Source organism: Chitinophaga sp. YR573 (assembly GCF_900110995.1).
In the GTDB taxonomy this organism is placed as follows: domain Bacteria; phylum Bacteroidota; class Bacteroidia; order Chitinophagales; family Chitinophagaceae; genus Chitinophaga.
This window is the reverse complement of the sequence record NZ_FOJF01000001.1, coordinates 3547944-3566547: the sequence shown is the minus strand read 5'-3', so window position 1 is coordinate 3566547 and position 18604 is coordinate 3547944. Positions and strand designations below refer to the sequence as shown.

Sequence of the window (18604 nt, the reverse complement as noted above, 5' to 3'; positions counted from 1 at the left end):
CCTACAAATGAAGCATATTTCAATACTTGTGTTTAATGAAGCAGTTCCGGCAAGTATCGTAGATCCTCGTTATATGTTCACTGCCATTAACCAGTTTTTACAGGATGCCGGGGAAGATCCTGCCTTTAATGTGCAGCTTATCGGGTTAAAAAAGGAGATCCCTTTACACAATGGGGTCTTTTATGTGCATACAGATGCACTGATAAGTGATACTCCTAAAACAGACCTGATCATCATACCGGCATTAAGTGGTGATATCTACGCCGCGCTGGAAGCAAATAAGGCAATGATCCCCTGGATAGTAGAACAACACCAGCGGGGGGCTGAGGTAGCCTCTCTTTGTATAGGTGCGTTCTTACTGGCAGCTACGGGTTTGCTGAATGGGAAGAAGTGTTCTACACACTGGCTGTTTGCCAATGAATTCCGGACTTTATTCCCGGATGTAACACTCACAGATGGTAGCATTGTTACAGATGAACAGGGGCTTTATTCCAGTGGTGGGGCTAACTCATACTGGAACCTGCTGTTGCACCTGGTAGAGAAATATACCAGCCGTACAATGGCTATTAAAGCATCCAAATTCTTTGCAATAGAGATAGACCGTAAGAGTCAGTCGCCCTTTATTATGTTCAACGGGCAGAAGAAACATGAAGATGAGCCTATCAAACAGGCGCAGGAGTTTATTGAAAAGAATGTAACGGAGAAGATCTCCATAGAAGATCTGGCGGTTAAATTTGCCATCGGCAGACGCCATTTTGAAAGACGCTTTAAGAAAGCTACGAATAATACGCCCAGCGAATATATCCAGCGTGTAAAGATTGAAGCGGCCAAGAAACAGTTGGAGAATACCCGTAAAAATGTGAATGAGGTAATGTATGATGTGGGTTATGCAGATACCAAAGCCTTCAGGACTATCTTCAAAAAAGTAACAGGGTTATCTCCTGTTGAATACAGGAATAAGTATAATAAAGAGATGATGATGGCGTAGTATAAAAGCCCGTATAGGGCTTTTATAATGTAAGCTCTCCTGTTTCAATATCCACTCCTGTAGCCAGTGGGGCTTTCTTTTTAATATATGGGAGATCTACTGTAGGTAACATACCGCCTGATGCAGCACCTGCTATTGCGCCTCCTATTAATCCTCCTCCTATCATACTGCCAAGTAACACATTATTCTTACGGCGTGCCTTAGGCAGGTAGTCGGTAAGAACAATAGCATTCTGTTTCTGCTCTATAGGTATCAGCTTACCTTCATATTGTTTGAACGCCATTCCTTCTCTTCTTAATCCCCAGAATTTATCAACATAGATTCTTTTTCCTGTACTGTCTTTATAATAAAAGTGGTCCGTATCACTGTCATAAGCTACGTTTGTAAAAGAAGGCGTATCGTTTATAAACGCTTCAAATGTCATGTATATACCATCTTCATGTTCCTTCGCCTGTAAGGCTGGCTTCAGGTAACGTTGTGCCGCCTTTTCTTTTATTTCAGACAGTGAATAAGCCGGACTATCAGACTGTTTTGAGGCAAGCGACGCCTGTAATAATAGCTGTAAAGCCTCTGCAATATGATCTCCATGTTTATGTGTAACATCCAGGCCAGACATCACCAGTACTGTATCTATCTGTGTAATCCATTTAAACGTTTCATTACCGGCAAAAGCCTTGGCCTTTAATCGTACAAACCCTTTTTCACTCATACTGAAAGTACGCTCATTGATATGTAACTCCTGTATCACCCACAACAACTGGGGGGCATCTTTTTTATAAATTGATTTATACTGTTCATCTAGATAAGACTGTAGAAAGATAGTTAAAGGTTTATCAGCTACCGCTTCACCCCACCTGTTTAACATCCCGGTCTGTACATACCCCAGCAGGGAAGAATCGCTTACTGCATTCATCACCTGTATCCCGGAAATATCCATTCCTGAAGGTGCTTTACTATCAGAGGTTGTCAGTGAAATTTTATGTTGGGCATGGGTAACAGTGCCAAAGAAGCTCAAAAGGAGCAGATAGCTAACAGTTTTCATCTATATAGGTTGAGGGAATGAAGATAATTAAACAGTATTAATTATTCAAAAAGTATATCAGAAACTGGCTGGTAATTAAAAGCCGGGATAAATCCCGGCTCCTGTTATATTGATTCCAGTAATGTGGTTAATTCATCCGGCATAGTGATCATCGCATCATGTCCTGTATTCAGCATATAATATTTCCAATCCTTACTGTTCTTCGCCTTGTCTGCAAATACCTTTAATACTGGCATTTGTGGCTTCAGGCAAGCGATATACGACATTGGTATATTATTGCCGTAAGGATATTTTAAAACCAAAGGCTGCGTAAATGCTCTGTAAGGTTGAGCCGTCAACCTCTCTTTTGTCCATTTTATATCTTTGGGATCAGTTACGCCAAAAGTTTCAGGAGACCAGGCGGGTATACTCAAACCATGATCCTGTTCCGCTGATTTCGCTACCCTTTCTCCCATTTCCTTTGGCTGCACAGAAATAGTGCTCTGTCCGTTTTCCATAAGCAGCGCATCTAAAAAAATGAGCTTACTTAACCTTTCAGGTATCCTGTCTGCAACGCCTGCAATGACTGCACCGGCATAGCTATGCCCTACCAGCACAACATTATGCAAATCTTCCATCTCTATCAGGTTTACGATATCAGTGATATGCGTATTCAGATCAACATCTTTGTTCAATGTATTCTTATGTTCTCCTAATCCGCTTAGTGTAGGAGTATACACGACATTCCCAGCTGCACGCAGTTTAGTACTTACTTTCTGCCAGCACCATCCGCCATGCCAGGCACCATGAACCAATACAAAAACAGATTGCGCATTTACATTAACAGCGATTAGTAATAAAAGACTAAAGAAGACTGATTTTATTGACATAGTTTGTAATTTTGTGCAAAGCTAAATGCTACTGTTTCCAATCTCAATAGCTCACCCTAAAGTGAGTTGGCTTAATAAGATATCATATGGCAACGAAAGTGAAAGAATGCTCTTCTAATGCTTATAATCTACAGGTGCTGGCAACTTCCTGTGAAGTAAATGAGGTGTTAGAGAAAATTGGTTCCAGATGGAAGATGCAGATTTTACATAGCATTGCGCATGGCACACAGCAATTCAGTACATTGAAAAAAGCATTTCCTTCTTTATCAGATCAGGTGTTGGGAAAAAGGCTGAAGGAACTGGTGGAATACGGGCTAATTAATAAAGCCATTGTAGAAGATACTGTTCCTCCTCAGACAATCTACTCCGCCACCTCAAAAGGAACAGCGCTCTTATCTATTATTCATGATTTACACATGTGGGGGATGAAAGAATGGGATTAGATAATTAACTTTATAATACTATGAGACCTATACTTCTACTTTTAACATTAGGCTTGTTCTCGTGCCATAATAAGCCCAAAAGTATTATTTCTGAGAATGCAGCTGTCCCTGTTGAAAAGATAACAGCTACACCCGATCAACAGGAAAGACGCAAAAGTTCTGAAGCCTATTGCCAGCAGCATAATGTTCCCTTTTATAAAAATCCAACCGCTTTATTTGTTGATCCTGAAGAACAGGTTGTTATAAGAACAAAAGATAAAGTAGTTGACCGCGCTTTAGCCCTTTGTTATATAGGATTAAAAAGTGAAGGATTATCTGATGATCTGTTAGCGCAAATAGATAAGACCTATCATATCAGAATTAAACTAACGCCCAAAGAAAGAGCGTATGTTTTATCCAGCGAACCAACAGAGCAACAAAAAATAGATGCCAACTGGAAGTATGAAGGTTTGCATGTTTTACTCTGGTCATTAGGATTTATTGATACCCTTAGTTATCCTGATAAAACCTGTATAGTCGCTGATGATGTAAAAATTATTCACGACCTCACAGAACAGGAGTTCTTTCAAAAGGCAAAGCTGCGTTCAAAAAAGGAAATCCTTGATCAGGCAGATCTGATTCTTCGTTTACATTGGGCCTGTCAGGAAGCCAGGATAAATAACAAACCCGCACCCGGTAATCTGAATAGTGAAGTTATACAGGAAAGGCATTATGCCCTCAACTGGTTAATACAGTATATGGATGCGGCATGGGATGATGTGGAGACTAATACCTGAGGTTAAATCCAACAAAAAGAGCGCTGAAAATTCAGCGCTCTTTTTGTTGGATTTAATTTTTTATATACGGGCTTTCAAAACCAAGTTTCTTCAGGCCTGTACTTATTTCCGGGCAACTCATAAACAGTTTCCATAACAATCCGCTATGGTAATTTTCCATCATTACCACTGCCGGCCCCTGATCTATGGCCAGGTATCTCTGCGGAAACCATTGAGCTGTTTCGCTGAAGGCATCGTAAAAACCATATTTCCCCAAAAGCTTACCATTAAAATCCTTATACCAGTGCATCATTGCCTGTTTGGAATACTCAGGCGTATAAGGCATGGACGATATCGCAGCCGTAGGAGAAATTACTCCCAGATCCGTTTCCTGACCTGGTGCATGTGCTGCATACCCCTTTACGGAATAACTGGCAGTAAGTCCCCAGTTATCCGGTCCATATCCTTTATAATGTTTGGGATTCTGAATGCACCAGGCGTGGTTAATCAGCGTCTGGTTGGTATTATGCTCCCAGTAATCGGCATAACGGTCTTTTAGCCCGTGAGGGTCAAGTCCCAGAAAAGAGTAATGTGCCCAGAAAAGAGGGCCTCCGTATTGCCGGGCGAAATTATGTGATAGAGTCAGCGTATACCCATATGCAGTAATGCTATCCCTGATCTTACCACTACGTGCCCATCCTTCATGATATACTTCTGCAGGTATCCCATATGTAGGAGAAGATGCGGCCAATATATACATGATCAGGCATTCATTATACCCGGTTACAGCAAAATTCATTTCCCACTGATAGGTAGGCGACCAATGCCAGTATAATACATTCTTGCCATTCCGGAACCAGCTCCATTCCACTTCTTTCCATAATTGATTGATCTGCATGGCCAATGCTCTTTCCTGCTTATTACCATCTGCAAAATACTGACGTACACATAACAGTCCCTGGACCATATAGGCCGTTTCTACCAGGTCTCCGCCATTATCTTTCTGTCCGAAAGGTTTTACTTTGCCCGTTTCTCCGTACATCCAGTGTGGCCAGGCACCGTGAAAACGATCCGCCTTTTTCAGGAACTGAACGATATGCGATAATCTCTCAAATCCCTGCTGGCGGGTAATATATCCTCTTTCAATACCTACCAGTATGGCCATCACTCCAAAACCACTGCCCCCGGAGGTAACTACATTTATATCATGTTCCGGATAATCTCCATCTACATGATATCTTTCACGCGCCATCCCACTATTTGGTTCCGCGCCATCCCAGAAATATTGGAAAGTATGCTGTTCAACAAGATTGAATACTGAATCTGCGCTTATTGTTGTATCAACAACTGCCTTTACTTTTACCGGCCCATTAGAAGTATAACAACCACTTCCTGTTACAATGATGAGTAGGCTTACAAATAACGTTGTTCTCATTAGCATGATTTAATGTAGTTGCACTACAAGATTAACATTTTCAGAAGAGCTCCCTTGTAGATGGACAATATACTTACCGGTACTAAATGAAACCAGCATAGCGCCTGGTTATTCCAGAGAGTGCTTACGATTGTACCATCTTATTTTTCTAACGTAAGTGTAAAGTTATTATTTTCTGCAGCAAAGCAACAGGAAGCAGGTATTAATATCCGGCATTCTGTACAAGCTTTTTCCCACTGGCATCAATTTCTGACTGCGGAATTGGAAATACTTCATTCTTCCCATCAACAAAATTTTTCCCTTGTGCACGTAATACAATACCCGCACGCCCCTGACGCACCAGGTCAAAGAAACGGTCATGCTCCATCCCCAATTCCACTCTTCTTTCATTCCAGATGGCGGTACGCAGTGCAGACTGATCCGCAGCGGTAGTATTGGCCAGTCCTGCACGTGTCCTCACGGCATTAAGCGAGGTCTGCGCCACAGTAATATTACTCAGCTCATTGGCAGCTTCTGCATGGATCAGGTAAATCTCTCCCATTCGCAAAATGCGTACATTCTTGTTGGTAAGATCCCCATCTCCATTATACGACTCCTGTGTTTCACTCACATAGGCCTTATAGTTATATCTGTCATTCACAGCACTGACAAGGATAACACCATCAAATAAAGTATCCCCTACATGAATGATCGTTGCTTTCTTTCGCACATCACCCGTTTCATAAGCATTATCAAGATCTTCACTGGGCGTATTGAAACCCCAGCCGCTATAGGCATCGGTTACCCCGGCAAAAGTACCGCCACGGATGCCTTGTACAGCCGAATATTGTTGTACGCCGGCATTCGGACTTCCTGTTTTCCCCTGCACTTCAAACAAAGATTCAGCACTGTTCTCTCCTATCTCCCTCCAGATAGTACTATAATCGCTGACCAGCGCATAACTACCGGCAGCACCAGATAGAATCTCTGAAGTAAGATCATAAGCCTGCTGATAATTCTTTTCATAGAGACTTACTTTTGCCAGCAGGCCTATAGCAGCACCTTTCGTAGCACGTCCCACATCTTTGGCCGCTTGTTCATCGCGGGTAGGCAATGCACTGATAGCGTAATTAAGATCACTTTCTATTAAAGCATAGATTTTAGATGATGCAACCTGTGTATTGGCTTTTTCAAGGGATGCTGCGTCATTAGCATCTATGACTGTATCAACCAAAGGAATATTACCAAACATACGTACCAGGTTAAAGTAATAATAGGCGCGTAAAAATCTGGCCTCTCCCTTTAACTGTACAGCAGTGGCTGCATCCAATGTTGTAAATTTAGGTATGTTAGCCAGTGCCTGGTTACAGTTGGAAACACCCTGATAATTACCGGACCATACATCACTGACACTACCGGAAGTTGGTGTATAAGTGATCGCATCCATCTGGTCTTTATCAGAACCATTATCACCGGCAGAACTTCCTTTATCTGCATCATCAGAAGTAATACTGGTAACACCTATCCAGGCAAAACTACTCTCACTCCAGGTGAGCAGATTAGTATAACAGGCATTGACAAATTTAGTGGCATTACTGTTATCTGTGTATATAGAATCGGAACTGGTCAGTTGATCCTCCGGACTGGGACTTAACCAGCTTTTACTGCAGGAGCTTTGTGTAATAACAAAAGCCGCAACAGCTATGATGAATAAACAATACTTTTTCATGTCGCACACTTTTAGAAGATTAGAAAGAGAGATTAAACCCTGCCATGTAAGTAGAGGTAACCGGGTAGATATTCAATTCAATACCCGAACTGGTAGCAGATCCTGGCAATTCAGGTGTATAACCGCTATACTTTTTAAAGATAACAGGGTTCTGCGCCGTGGCAAAGACCCGGAAATTGCTTACAGTACTGCCCCACCGGGTAGTAGGTATATTGTAGCCAAGTGTGATATTATTGATACGGAAAAAGGAACCTGATTCCACATAATAAGTGGAAGGTACAGGGATAGTATTGGACGCTCTGGGAACATTGGTATTTGTGTTGGCAGATGTCCAGCGGTTAGCAGCTACACTCGCTTCTATATTGTCATTACCAAAACGTACTGCCTTCTTACCATTATATACTTTATTGCCGGCATTACCATAACAATCTACCGAGAAATCCAGCCGTTTCCAGCTGAAGCCTGCATTAATACCATAATAGGTCTTTGGCTGATAAGACCCCGTAAAGATCCTGTCATTATCATCTATTACACCATCTGCTTTTCCATCGCTGCCACTCAGATCAGCCAGTTTAAAGTCGCCTGGTTTTGTTCCTGTTAAATGCGGGGAATTATCTATCTCTTCCTGTGTCTGGTAGATCCCATCTGTTTTATATACCCAGAAACTACCTATTGGTTTACCTACTACTGTGTAAGTAGTGATCTGTCCATTGCCCAGACTACCGCTTTTCAATTGCAGGTTACCACTCACCTTTTCCACGTTGTTCTTATTAAAGGTGATATTACCACCTATGAAATAAGAAAAATCCTTATTGACCTTATTACTCCAGTTCAGGGTTATTTCCACTCCTTTATTACGCACATCTGCTGCCCGGGAATAAATAGTCTGATCAGCATCGCCCAGTGTACTGGGAACAGTTACATCTACATAAGCGCTGGTTAGCTTGTTATAGTAACTTGCACTACCATTCAGTCTTCTGTTCAGTACTGAAAACTCTATACCTGCATCAGTACCTGTAGTAGGCTCCCAGGTAGCAGTAGCATCTTTCACCTGATCGTACGTAATAGCCTGTTGCTGAGAATAGGAATTTCCACCAAATGCATAATAATAGCTCTGTATACTTACACCATTTAATATACCCAAACCACTTACGTTGTCATTACCTACTTTACCATAACCTGCTCTTACTTTCAGCTCATCAAAAATGTGCTGGTTTTCCATAAACCGTTCCTCTGTAATTATCCAGGAAGCACCTGCTGAATAAAATGTACCCCATTTATTGCCAACCGGAAAATTACTGGAACCATCCTTTCGAAATGAACCGCTTAAGTTGTAACGCCGGTCAAATGTGTAGGTAAGACGACCATAAGCAGATGCCCTGGTAACCAACTGCCCGGAGTTTGTGACAGAAGTAGTAGTAAGATCTCCCTGCCCGAGGTACCAGAGATTCCTCTGATTAGGAACTCCTTTCGCAGAAGCACTAAGAGAATCTCCTTTGTTATGCTCTGCAGAATAACCTACCGTAACAGACAGTTCATGTTTGTCATTAATCGTTTTATTATAGGTGAGATTATTATCTATATTATAATAAAATCCATTCCCTCTTCCTGCCGTCAATAAAGAAGTATCATTCTTCTGACCACTCCAGATGTAATAGGCAGGAGTGTATATTGTACTTTTACTATCACGCCGGTCAAAGTTAAAACTGCTATGCAGTGTGAGCCCTTTAACCGGAGTAAGATCTCCATATACATTTCCCTGGAGACGTACCTGGTTCAGGATATCATTTGTATATTCCAGATCTGCTACCGGGTTGGCAACACTCAGATTTTGTTCATATCCCCAGGAACCATCTGCATATTTCACCGGGGTAGAAGGTGCCATACGGTAAGCATTCGTAAACTCATTATTCTTATTGTTGGCTTTAACAATACTTATATTCAGATTATGTCCCAGTTTCAGGAAAGGGGCCAGCCTGTATTCATTGTTAATGCGGATCACGCCACGGTTATAATCATTCCCTCTGACGATACCATTGTCTTTAAAATAACCTGCACTGAAATAATATGTGGTCTTTTCAGTCCCACCACTGATATTCAGATTATAGTTCTGAACAATTCCTTTACGTGTAATTTCATCAAACCAGTTTGTATTGTTATTAATGGTATCCACGTCAAATATGGCTGAATTCCCATCATACACATTGGCTTCATTTGTATATTGTGCATATGCTTTACCGCTTGCCATTTTCACTTTGGAAGTAGCTGCCCTGAAACCGGAATAAGCATCTATCCCAATATGCATTTTTCCTGTTTTCCCTCTTTTGGTGGTAACAAGTATTACACCATTGCCGGCACGACTTCCATAAATGGCTTGTGCTGAAGCATCTTTCAATACCTCTACAGACTCAATATCCGAATTACTGACATTAGTAATATCAGTAGTAATAACACCATCCACAACATAGATCGGATTAGCATCACCGGTAATAGAACTTACTCCCCTGATACGTACTTGCGGCTGAGAACCCGGAGTACCTGCAGCTACGACCTGTACACCGCTCGTTTTAGCCTGCAATCCCTGAGCAGCTGTTAAAACGGGCTGTTTGGTAATTTCCGCACCCTTCACAGTTCCTACAGATCCCACTACCTGGCTACGGCGCTGTGTACCATATCCAACTATTACAACCTGGTCCAGTTGATTATTACTCTTTTTCAGCCTAACGTTTAGTTCTGTCTGACCATTTACCGGTACTTCTATATTGGCATAACCAATAAATGAAAATACCAGCACAGCATGTTCATCTGCTGTAATGGTATAAGTACCCTCAGTACCAGACATCGTACCTCTGGCTGTTCCCTTTATGGCAATCGAAACGGCCTGTAGCGGTTCTCCGCTTTCATCGGAGACCTTTCCTTTAATCACTATTTCTGAATTGGGAATTGCATGTGTATGTACTGAAAAGGCTAAAAGGGGGAAGAATACAAAGCATAGCCACTTAACTGCCCAATTTTTATGGGCAATCACAACCGAAGATTTCATAAATTTAAGCGTTGAGATGATAAATTCAGTCCTGCAAGACTGGGTTTAATCCATTGATTACAAAGAGGGGGAATGCGTCAACATTCCTCTTCTTCTTTTTATTAAGATTAAGGTGGATGTTTAATGACAGCTGTCATATACATAAATGTGGAATTTATCAGTTAATAAAAGAATCCTGTCTCTGTCAGGATCAAGCCTGCAGAGGACAAATTTTCTTATTTACTGCTTATATAAAAACGTGATAATTGGTTCGCAGAAATTAAGTGCTGATTGTTTTTTCTCTAACGTTTACGCATAGCTTTCTTCTTGACAAGTTTTTAAGTTACCCTTTGCTCAATAGTTAACATTTATATAACAATTCTATTCCAAGATAATAAGTTTGAAGAACATTGCAAAGGCTTATAAATGCCGCTGCAAGCTTCATTTATACGGGATAAGTGATTCATAGACAATAAGCAACATTCTGTCGTTATATCATCCTGATACATCTACAATAGGAGCACTATTTAAAGTTGATAAATAATTTTTTATGACTGCCGGAAAGTATGAAGTAGCCTTTGATGTGCTCGTTTGTTAACCTTGAAGAGATGAGACTATTAATGAAGAAAGGTCAAAAGCTGCAATCCTGCTACTTTTGACCTTTTGTTGGACCAGTTGGACAGTTATCGATCTCAATTAATGCTAAGGTTTCAAACGTATCCAATAATCAGCCGTTGCATATTCTGATCCGGCATCAAGAGCGTCTTCAATATCCTGCTTTAATGGGTTTTGATCTACCATAGGCTTATTACGATATGCTACAACGGAATACGTTGAAGAGTAGATCCAGGCCGAATTAAATATCCTGATTGCACAAAGATTTACTTTTGGTGTACTACAGAATACACCACCAGGTGCCAATACATAGTTAGCCGGATTATGCCTGGCAGCAAAATCTCTGGCAGCGGCTTCTTTTGCTGTATTATCTTTCTTTATAACATTATTGGATGAAGCTATCCCAGAATAATCACCGGGTAGAGATGTTGGTTTAGTGGAAGGTTCATTTCTCGCAAAAAATGTCTCTCCTGTAAAAGAGAAATCATACGTTTCTCTCTTGGTTTCTTCCAGCGTCCGCACGATTCCCTTGTTTGTTTTAATCTTTTTGGCATTAAATGCCATCACGCCACCAACTATAGCAAAAATACAAATGAGGCCTAATAAGATTTTAGGAGTTTTCATAAATGAAGAGATTTTATATTTAAATTAATTGCCTACTCTGTTCGAATGGTGTTCTGATAAATGGAATATGAGACAATGAGGTTGAGTAGTTATATTATTTCCAGGCAGTTATTTATTATGGCAACTCTAAAATGCATCATGCCATATAGTGTTATAAAGTTATTGATTAACTAAAAAAAATAATTAGGAGATCGGGAATAATATCTGACAATGATAAGGCTATAGCGAAGCTTGGGACTCCGGGGCAGATGAACTGAAGGCTTTTAGGTCACAGCAACTGGTCCCATATCTCCCTGAAATCTTCATCGCTAAGTGCTTCACTCAAATTATAAGCATCATACCCGGTTGAATGTATGGCATCTCTGCATTGCAACAATAGTTTAACACATTTCTCTTTATCGCCTGATTTTATCGCTAACCTTGCCATAGAGATGTAAGGATGTGAATAGTAATTCCTGCCCAGCACTGCAGCGATTTGCAGTTTTTCTTCTGCCAGGCGGTTAATGGATGGCGACTTGTAATCGTAGGCTAGCCCAGTATATTCAAGAAGGAAATCGCCCCAGTAAATATTCAGCTGGAAATCCTCTTCATGTTTATATACCTGTGAGAAAATTTGTAGCCCATGTTCAAATGTATTAATTAATTTTTCGTAAGCTCCCTGTTCATGATAGATATGTGCCATGCCCAGCAGGGAATTGGTAGCATATACTGGAAATGTCCAGGCGGCCTGTTGTTGCTCATGACCTTTTTTGAAGAAATCTACTGAAATCCTGTAATACTCCAGTTTCAGATCGTTGTCTGTTGATCTTTGGGCTGTGTCTGCAAATGCTTTACCCAGGCGGTTCAGCAGTTCAGGATTTTCTGTATAATAACCGTCAAGCGGCTGCAACAACGACGCTGTTTGTGCAACCATAACCGCCTTGTATGCCAATTCAATTTCAGGTGAGTCGTGATAGAGGATGTAGTGGTATGTCTCTGCCCAGTCGAGGTAAACGAGCTGGTTCTTTTCTGCGTGTTCATACATAGCGACTTCAAACTCACTTAGCAGGCGCTGATGCCAGTAGTAATTTTGTTCAAACGGGAGAAAAAGTACCCTAAAGCAATGATGGATCAAGGCTTTTACAAAGGTAGTATCGCTGAGCACGGGACGGAAAAAGTACAACAACTCTGTGAACGCTTCGGTGGTGAATTGTGTTGTAATTTCCATTTTATCCGTAAGGGCTCTCACCATCAACATTTGTATGTCGGTGGTTTGAGGAGCAATGTTGTAAATATGGATGGCCTCTTGTATGTAACGTACTTTATCTTCATAAGCAGTCGCATGATCGGCCAGGTTCTGGTAACAACAGCCACGTTCCTGGTAATAAGTTTGATCAGGAAAGAAACGCTGTATGGAGGCGATGATATCGAGCAGGTAAAAAATAAAGTCTACCGGGTCGCTGACTTTATCACAGTCAAGGTCGTACATACCATAGGAGTATAGTGTATCATAGGTTTCAATGATCTCTTGTTTATATTCTTCCAGTTGAATGGGTGAAAGGCTTTCTACAAGGGTATCCATTGCTCCATGGTCATAGTTCCCGAGCAGCTCTTTCAGTTGGGATATGATATTCATTCGCTAAAAATAATTAAACAGCGTTATTCTTTCAGGGTTGAGTTTAATTGTTTGAATTTCAAGTGGCCGGATAGCGCCAAATAAATTCATATCGGATCATGCGGGGGAATGATCTTGCATTTTGTTAACCGACCTGAGCTGAATGTATTCTATAAATGAGTATATTGAATTACCTATAAAACAGATTAATTACCCTTTTTCTCACCCAAATAACCCAAGACCATGAAAAGACTCATTTTCACGCTATTTATTTTCTCTTTGATGGCATGTTCCAAAAATGAGAATGATTCCCAGAAATTAAAATTAGCCAATGGACTGATGACAGATTCCGATACTACAGGCTTCACCGGTGTTGCGGCCTGTTACTGGACGCTTAATCAGACATTGGAGAATCCGCCGGATGATTATATTCCGGGATCCGCAGAACTCGAATTTCAATCCTGTGCCGGTTCATACGGCAGCGGATCCACGTCTGGTCATACCTTGTATCCCCCTGCCCCTCCTGTTATATTAACAAAAGTTTATCCGGATGCCCCCAATGTTAATGATGACCAGGTTCTAAAGGCTTTCTTCCATCTTTATATCGATTATATTAATGGAACACTACCGGATTACGCTGGTGCGGGTGCCAAAATAAATCTGTATAACAGTCTGATTATGCAGGCGTTGTCTACCTATCCTCCTGCCGGTAGCAATAACCTGGATAAAATCAACTCCTGTGTCACCTATATCTTTAATTATCCGCCTTCAGATCCCACATTTAACCAAAGTGAATTCCTTGATTATGTAACAAATGTGGTTTACAAATATGCAGGCCAGCTGAGGATTACTATAGCTTTCTCAAGGCAGTTGAACTTATCTTTCGATGCATATTCACTGTTCACTATGTTACTGTAGCTATAAACGAAAAAACCTTGTAGGAATATGACCTGTAAAGGGATACAGAGAGGTCTAAAAAACAAAGAAGGCTCTGATAAATCAGAGCCTTCTTTGCCTTGTTGCCCCACCTGGATTCGAACCAAGACAAACAGTACCAAAAACTGTCGTACTACCATTATACTATAGGGCACCGTATAATTGGATGGCGAAATTAGCAATTTTTCCTAACCCACAAAAAAAACTTTTAAAGAATTAGCTTAACCCGCTACTGATAACACTTTAGATACTACGGCCTCTGGTGCTAACCACTCCATACAGGCATGATCACCGCGAAAACAAGGCTTATTGCCAAAAATAGAGCACGGACGGCAGGAAAGGTCATTTACCTGCACTGCGTTATCAATACTTTGCCCATATCCCATAAATCCTGCAAAAGGATGCGTAGCCCCCCAGACAGATACCACCGGCACCCCAAATAGTGACGCCAGGTGCATATTCGCCGAGTCCATGCTGATCATCACATCCAGTTGACTGATAATCACCAGCTCTTCAGGAAGGGTGTAACGCCCTGCAATAACCTCAGCCGTCGGGTATTTCGCGGCAAGAGCCGTTAGTTGGGCTACTTCATTAGCACCACCGCCCATCAGTAAGACTGTCGTAGCAGGCTGTTGCACTAAAGCGGCCAGTACCTGCTCTATTTTATCGAGGGGGTATGTTTTCTCGCGATATGTAGCGAAAGGCGCCAGGCCTATCCAGCGGTTTGAATCTTTGGAAGAAGAACGCGGAAACACCGGAGGAGTAGCAGCAACATCAACCGCCAGCCCCAGTTCCCGGAAAACAGCTGCATACCGCTCAATAGTGCTGGTCAGTGGCCGCAGGATCTTGTTCTCCTGGCGGGCCAGCGCCTTCTTCTCCGCACGCCCTTTATCGATCACAGCAACACGTTTGCCACTCAGCTTAAAGAAAGTACGCACTATCTGAGAGCGCAGCACCTGGTGAAGGTCTGCCACCGCATCTATATGGTACGCCTGCCGGATACTCCGGAACAACCCAAAAAGACCTTTAAACCCCTTATGCGCCCCTTTCAGGTCTGCCGGGAAAAAGATCAGCCGGGGGATGTTGGCACAAAGCGCACCCCAGTTCTTATTGGTGACAAAAACGATCTGTATATCCGGATTGGCATCCAGGACTAACTTCATCACAGGGATAGTCATGGCGACATCCCCCATGGCAGAAAAACGGATAGCCAGTATTGTTCTCATCAGGATTTAGCGTAAAGGACCGGATTCAGAGACGGGTCATTGTACATTTTCATCTGCTTATACACTTTCATGTACTTCTTACCGGCGCCAATATCCGAAAGTAACAGCGTAATAGCCGTTCCCAGGTCATTGCGCTGGTCCAGCAGGATGTCCAGTTTACGCTGACAGGCTTCACGATGCTCCGCAGAAGCATCCGCACGGGTAGCCTCTTCACGCATATGGTAAATCTTCAGTGCAAGAATAGACAGGCGATCTATCGCCCATGCCGGACTCTCCGTATTAATAGACGCCTCAGCAAGCGGTGAAACAGTCTTGAACTGCTCCAGGAAGTAGCTGTCTATGTACTCCACCACGTCCGTACGCTCCTGATTAGACCGGTCGATCCAACGCTTGATTTCCAACGCTTTTACCGGATCAATCAATGGATCGCGGATAATATCTTCCAGGTGCCATTGCACCGTATCAATCCAGTTTTTAAGGTATAGCAGGTGCTCTATGGCTGCTTTTTCATAAGGATTCAGGATAGGCTGATTTACACTGTTATGCAGATGATAATCGGCAATACTCTGATCAAATATTTTATTGCACAGTTCTGTAAACATGAAGCAAATGTATATAAATAGCCTTAACATTCAAGTAACATGTACTGCTTACATTTATTTTCCATAATAGCAACCTTATATCAAACTATATGTCTGATAACCCATCCAGAATACTCTTTGATCAATTGTTTGAGGACAACCGCGAAAAGGTCTACCGGTTTGCTTTCAAACTAACCGAAGACCGTTTGCGGGCACAGGAAATTACACAACAATGCTTTATTAAGCTATGGGAAAACATGCATAAAGTACAACCCGGACAAGACATCTTTCCGCTTCTCTTCGTGTATGTAAAACATATTGTAATTGATGAAACACGTAAGTTATACCGGGAGAAAAAATCCCTGGAAAAAATATCTACCGGTTCACAATCATCAACAGATAACTCCCTGTTACATAAAGAATTTCACCAGCACATCCAGAAAGTAATAGGGAGAATGCCGGAACAACGCCGCAATATCTACCTGTTAAGCAGAGATAAAGGCAAAAGTTATAAAGAGATAGCAGACCAGCTAAGCATCTCCCCTACTACTGTAAGAAATCACCTCAACCTGGCCCTGCAATATATCAGGCGGGAAATGATGGCCCATTACGATATGTAAAACTATTCATGATGAAACGCTACACATTGGTTTTCCTGCTGTTAGCCGCCTGCAGTAAAAAGGATCAACCTGTTACCCCTGTTCCAACAGGCCCCGTTACGCAGAAAGAGACCAATAACTGGATGTTGGACAGTATGAAGTACTTTTACCTGTGGAATGATCAGCTCCCCGCTACAGCAGATACCACACTAACGACCACCGCATTCTTCAACCAGATAAAAAGCAAAGAAGACCGGTTTTCATTCATCTATAAACCTGCTGATATCTCTACCTATCCTAAATACATGTTGTATATGTATGGTATCGATTTCTCCGTAATAGACTGGCCGTCAGCTCCGGGAGGGGCATTGGGTGTGGTTAAAATAGTACTGCCCGGCTCTGCTGCCGATCAAAACGGAATAAAACGGGGACACTATTTCACACAGATCAATGGTACTACTCTTACCGGTACAAATGCTACCACGTTAAGCAACGCATTACTGGAAGCATCATCTGCCGCATTAACAATGGCCACCGTCAATAACACTACAATAAAAGAAGACAGTACCATCACTCTTGCGGCGCAGTCCCTCTCAGAGAAACCCATTTACCAGGCCACTACCTGGCATATAAGCGGAAAAGAAGTCGCTTACCTGTTTTATAATGCTTTTGATGATAATTACAACCAGGCACTTACAGCAGCCTTTCAGCAATTCAAAAATGCAGAGGCCACAGAACTGATCCTCGACCTGCGTTACAATCCCGGTGGAAGTGTCGCCGGGGCTGCATTGTTAAACGCATTTATAGCACCTGGTATAAATGAACAAAGTACTTTTGCCAAATACAGTGGTAATAACCACCTTGGACAAAGAACTATCTCTTATAAGTCAGCACTATCCGTTCCCGAAAGCGGATCACCCATTGATTTCAATTCACTGACAGGTGCCAGGCTTTCATTAAACCGTGTGTTTATTTTATCCGGTGCAAAAACAGCATCCGCTGCTGAATTAACAATTAACTCACTAAAGCCATATACAACGGTGGTACAAATTGGGCAAAGCACCTTTGGTAAAGATAAGGGCGCTGTTATTATCAGAGACACCCGTTCACCACAACGCATCCCCTGGGCTATATTGCCCATCACTTATAATCTCTTAAATGCCAAAGGAGAAGGAGGATATACACAGGGGATTACGCCCCAGTATCAGCTGGATGAACTGGCAACTCAGCCCTTATCTCCTATTGGAAATACGAATGATCCCCTGATAGCAAAAGCAATAAATATCATTAACGGAGGTGCAAGAGAAAGAGAAACAAATACGGCAGTGAGGAGTTATTATGATTCAAGACAGCAGGCAGCAGATATGAACATTGTAAAAATACCCCGGTAAAAATAATAGCGTACTGTAGATACAGTACGCTTTGTTTGAAACATTTGATTGAGAGATGAATCGTATCTCTTTAATCGCCAAGGGGGTATTCTATTCTTTAGCAGGTATTAATCTTTTTGAATGTCATTAATGGATACTTTCTTTCCGGTAGCCCGCAAACTAATATCCTTAATAACAGTTCCACTTCCCGTTCCCATTAATAAAACACCAGGAGTTAAAGCAGGATCCTTCAGCGGCACATAATCCATATGTACATATTGCATAATAGCGGAAGTATCTTCAGGAAGATATCCTCCATACACAAATTCTCTTCCACCTACCAGCTTATCGTGACTAAATATCATTTTAGATTGAGAATTTCTCCCTAATAAAACGATTCCATTCCAGATAGGACTAACAGTATCTTTTACAAGAATAGATATAGGGAAATAAGGCTGCCCTTTCGCCAGTATTTTTGAACCACGGGTAATGATTAGACCACTCCCCTTTTTTCCTGGCAGCAGATCAATAACAGTACCCGGTTCAATTTGAATAGTAGCTTCATTACTTATATATACCCAGTCCTGAATGTACCATGTATGTGTATTTGTCAACAGGGTATTCCCGGTAATAATTGCCTGTAAGGTATCATTGGCCGGTATTGTCTGCAACTGTTGTTTTCCGGGTATATTGCCCTCTTCCTTTTTACAGCTGATGCAAAAAAGAAACACTATCAGTGGGTATAACTTTACTAAACTCATTTCAATAGCAATGGTTATTATTTTAAGGGCTGAGGA

At 41.8% G+C, this 18604-nt stretch carries 16 protein-coding genes and 1 tRNA gene; 6 read left to right on the top strand and 11 right to left on the bottom strand.

The features are described 5' to 3' along the window. The first annotated feature begins 7 nt into the window (after window positions 1-7). Window positions 8-988: a GlxA family transcriptional regulator gene (locus BMW86_RS15155; protein WP_089782570.1), complete on the top strand. Its 981-nt coding sequence runs from the start codon at window positions 8-10 to the stop codon at window positions 986-988. Window positions 989-1010: 22 nt separating this feature from the next. Here the strand turns inward: BMW86_RS15155 and BMW86_RS15150 are convergent, their stop codons facing one another. Together BMW86_RS15150 and BMW86_RS15145 are read right to left on the bottom strand one after the other, a co-directional pair. Beyond that, complete coding sequence (locus tag BMW86_RS15150; RefSeq protein ID WP_089782569.1) at window positions 1011-2030, bottom strand: hypothetical protein; 1020 nt, start codon at window positions 2028-2030, stop codon at window positions 1011-1013. Between the two features lie 104 nt (window positions 2031-2134). Next, entirely contained in the window at window positions 2135-2899 is a 765-nt protein-coding gene (locus BMW86_RS15145) for an alpha/beta fold hydrolase (RefSeq protein WP_089782568.1), read from the bottom strand. 86 nt (window positions 2900-2985) lie between these two features. On the opposite strand from BMW86_RS15145, the gene BMW86_RS15140 reads away from it, so the two are divergent. Together BMW86_RS15140 and BMW86_RS15135 are read left to right on the top strand one after the other, a co-directional pair. Beyond that, a complete protein-coding gene (locus BMW86_RS15140; protein ID WP_089782567.1) occupies window positions 2986-3342 on the top strand; it encodes a winged helix-turn-helix transcriptional regulator in 357 nt (118 codons plus the stop codon). Window positions 3343-3362: 20 nt separating this feature from the next. Continuing rightward, a complete protein-coding gene (locus tag BMW86_RS15135; RefSeq protein WP_089782566.1) occupies window positions 3363-4118 on the top strand; it encodes a DUF4272 domain-containing protein in 756 nt (251 codons plus the stop codon). Between the two features lie 52 nt (window positions 4119-4170). On the opposite strand, the gene BMW86_RS15130 is transcribed toward BMW86_RS15135, so the two are convergent. The 5 genes from BMW86_RS15130 to BMW86_RS15110 all read right to left on the bottom strand — a co-directional run bounded on the left by BMW86_RS15130 (window position 4171) and on the right by BMW86_RS15110 (window position 13116). Then, window positions 4171-5532 (bottom strand): glucoamylase family protein, encoded by a 1362-nt coding sequence (locus tag BMW86_RS15130; protein WP_089782565.1) that lies wholly within the window; start codon window positions 5530-5532, stop codon window positions 4171-4173. A gap of 202 nt (window positions 5533-5734) precedes the next feature. Then, complete coding sequence (locus BMW86_RS15125) at window positions 5735-7240, bottom strand: RagB/SusD family nutrient uptake outer membrane protein (protein ID WP_089782564.1); 1506 nt, start codon at window positions 7238-7240, stop codon at window positions 5735-5737. A gap of 19 nt (window positions 7241-7259) precedes the next feature. After that, window positions 7260-10283 (bottom strand): SusC/RagA family TonB-linked outer membrane protein, encoded by a 3024-nt coding sequence (locus BMW86_RS15120; protein WP_089782563.1) that lies wholly within the window; start codon window positions 10281-10283, stop codon window positions 7260-7262. 681 nt (window positions 10284-10964) lie between these two features. Beyond that, on the bottom strand, window positions 10965-11501 hold the full coding sequence (locus BMW86_RS15115; RefSeq protein WP_089782562.1) for a hypothetical protein: 537 nt from the start codon (window positions 11499-11501) through the stop codon (window positions 10965-10967). Between the two features lie 268 nt (window positions 11502-11769). Beyond that, on the bottom strand, window positions 11770-13116 hold the full coding sequence (locus tag BMW86_RS15110) for a hypothetical protein (protein WP_089782561.1): 1347 nt from the start codon (window positions 13114-13116) through the stop codon (window positions 11770-11772). Between the two features lie 222 nt (window positions 13117-13338). On the opposite strand from BMW86_RS15110, the gene BMW86_RS15105 reads away from it, so the two are divergent. After that, window positions 13339-14013: a hypothetical protein gene (locus BMW86_RS15105; RefSeq protein ID WP_143056573.1), complete on the top strand. Its 675-nt coding sequence runs from the start codon at window positions 13339-13341 to the stop codon at window positions 14011-14013. A gap of 101 nt (window positions 14014-14114) precedes the next feature. Here BMW86_RS15105 and BMW86_RS15100 read toward each other — a convergent pair. The 3 genes from BMW86_RS15100 to BMW86_RS15090 all read right to left on the bottom strand — a co-directional run bounded on the left by BMW86_RS15100 (window position 14115) and on the right by BMW86_RS15090 (window position 15859). Further along, window positions 14115-14185 (bottom strand) — tRNA-Gln (locus tag BMW86_RS15100). Between the two features lie 67 nt (window positions 14186-14252). Continuing rightward, window positions 14253-15257 carry a glycosyltransferase family 9 protein gene (locus BMW86_RS15095; RefSeq protein WP_089782559.1) on the bottom strand — a complete coding sequence of 335 codons (1005 nt, stop codon included), beginning with the start codon at window positions 15255-15257 and terminating at the stop codon, window positions 14253-14255. Beyond that, window positions 15257-15859, bottom strand: a complete 603-nt coding sequence (locus BMW86_RS15090) for a DUF4254 domain-containing protein (RefSeq protein ID WP_089782558.1) — start codon at window positions 15857-15859, stop codon at window positions 15257-15259. The genes BMW86_RS15095 and BMW86_RS15090 overlap by 1 nt, the downstream gene beginning before the upstream one ends. 89 nt (window positions 15860-15948) lie before the next feature. Here BMW86_RS15090 and BMW86_RS15085 point away from each other — a divergent pair, with 89 nt between their 5' ends. Together BMW86_RS15085 and BMW86_RS15080 are read left to right on the top strand one after the other, a co-directional pair. Further along, the gene (locus tag BMW86_RS15085; RefSeq protein WP_089782557.1) at window positions 15949-16458 is read left to right on the top strand and encodes an RNA polymerase sigma-70 factor; all 510 of its coding nucleotides are present in this window, start codon (window positions 15949-15951) and stop codon (window positions 16456-16458) included. Window positions 16459-16466: 8 nt separating this feature from the next. Further along, entirely contained in the window at window positions 16467-17828 is a 1362-nt protein-coding gene (locus tag BMW86_RS15080; RefSeq protein WP_089782556.1) for a S41 family peptidase, read from the top strand. 107 nt (window positions 17829-17935) lie between these two features. Here the strand turns inward: BMW86_RS15080 and BMW86_RS15075 are convergent, their stop codons facing one another. Beyond that, complete coding sequence (locus BMW86_RS15075; protein ID WP_143056572.1) at window positions 17936-18568, bottom strand: hypothetical protein; 633 nt, start codon at window positions 18566-18568, stop codon at window positions 17936-17938. Between the last annotated feature and the right edge of the window lie 36 nt (window positions 18569-18604).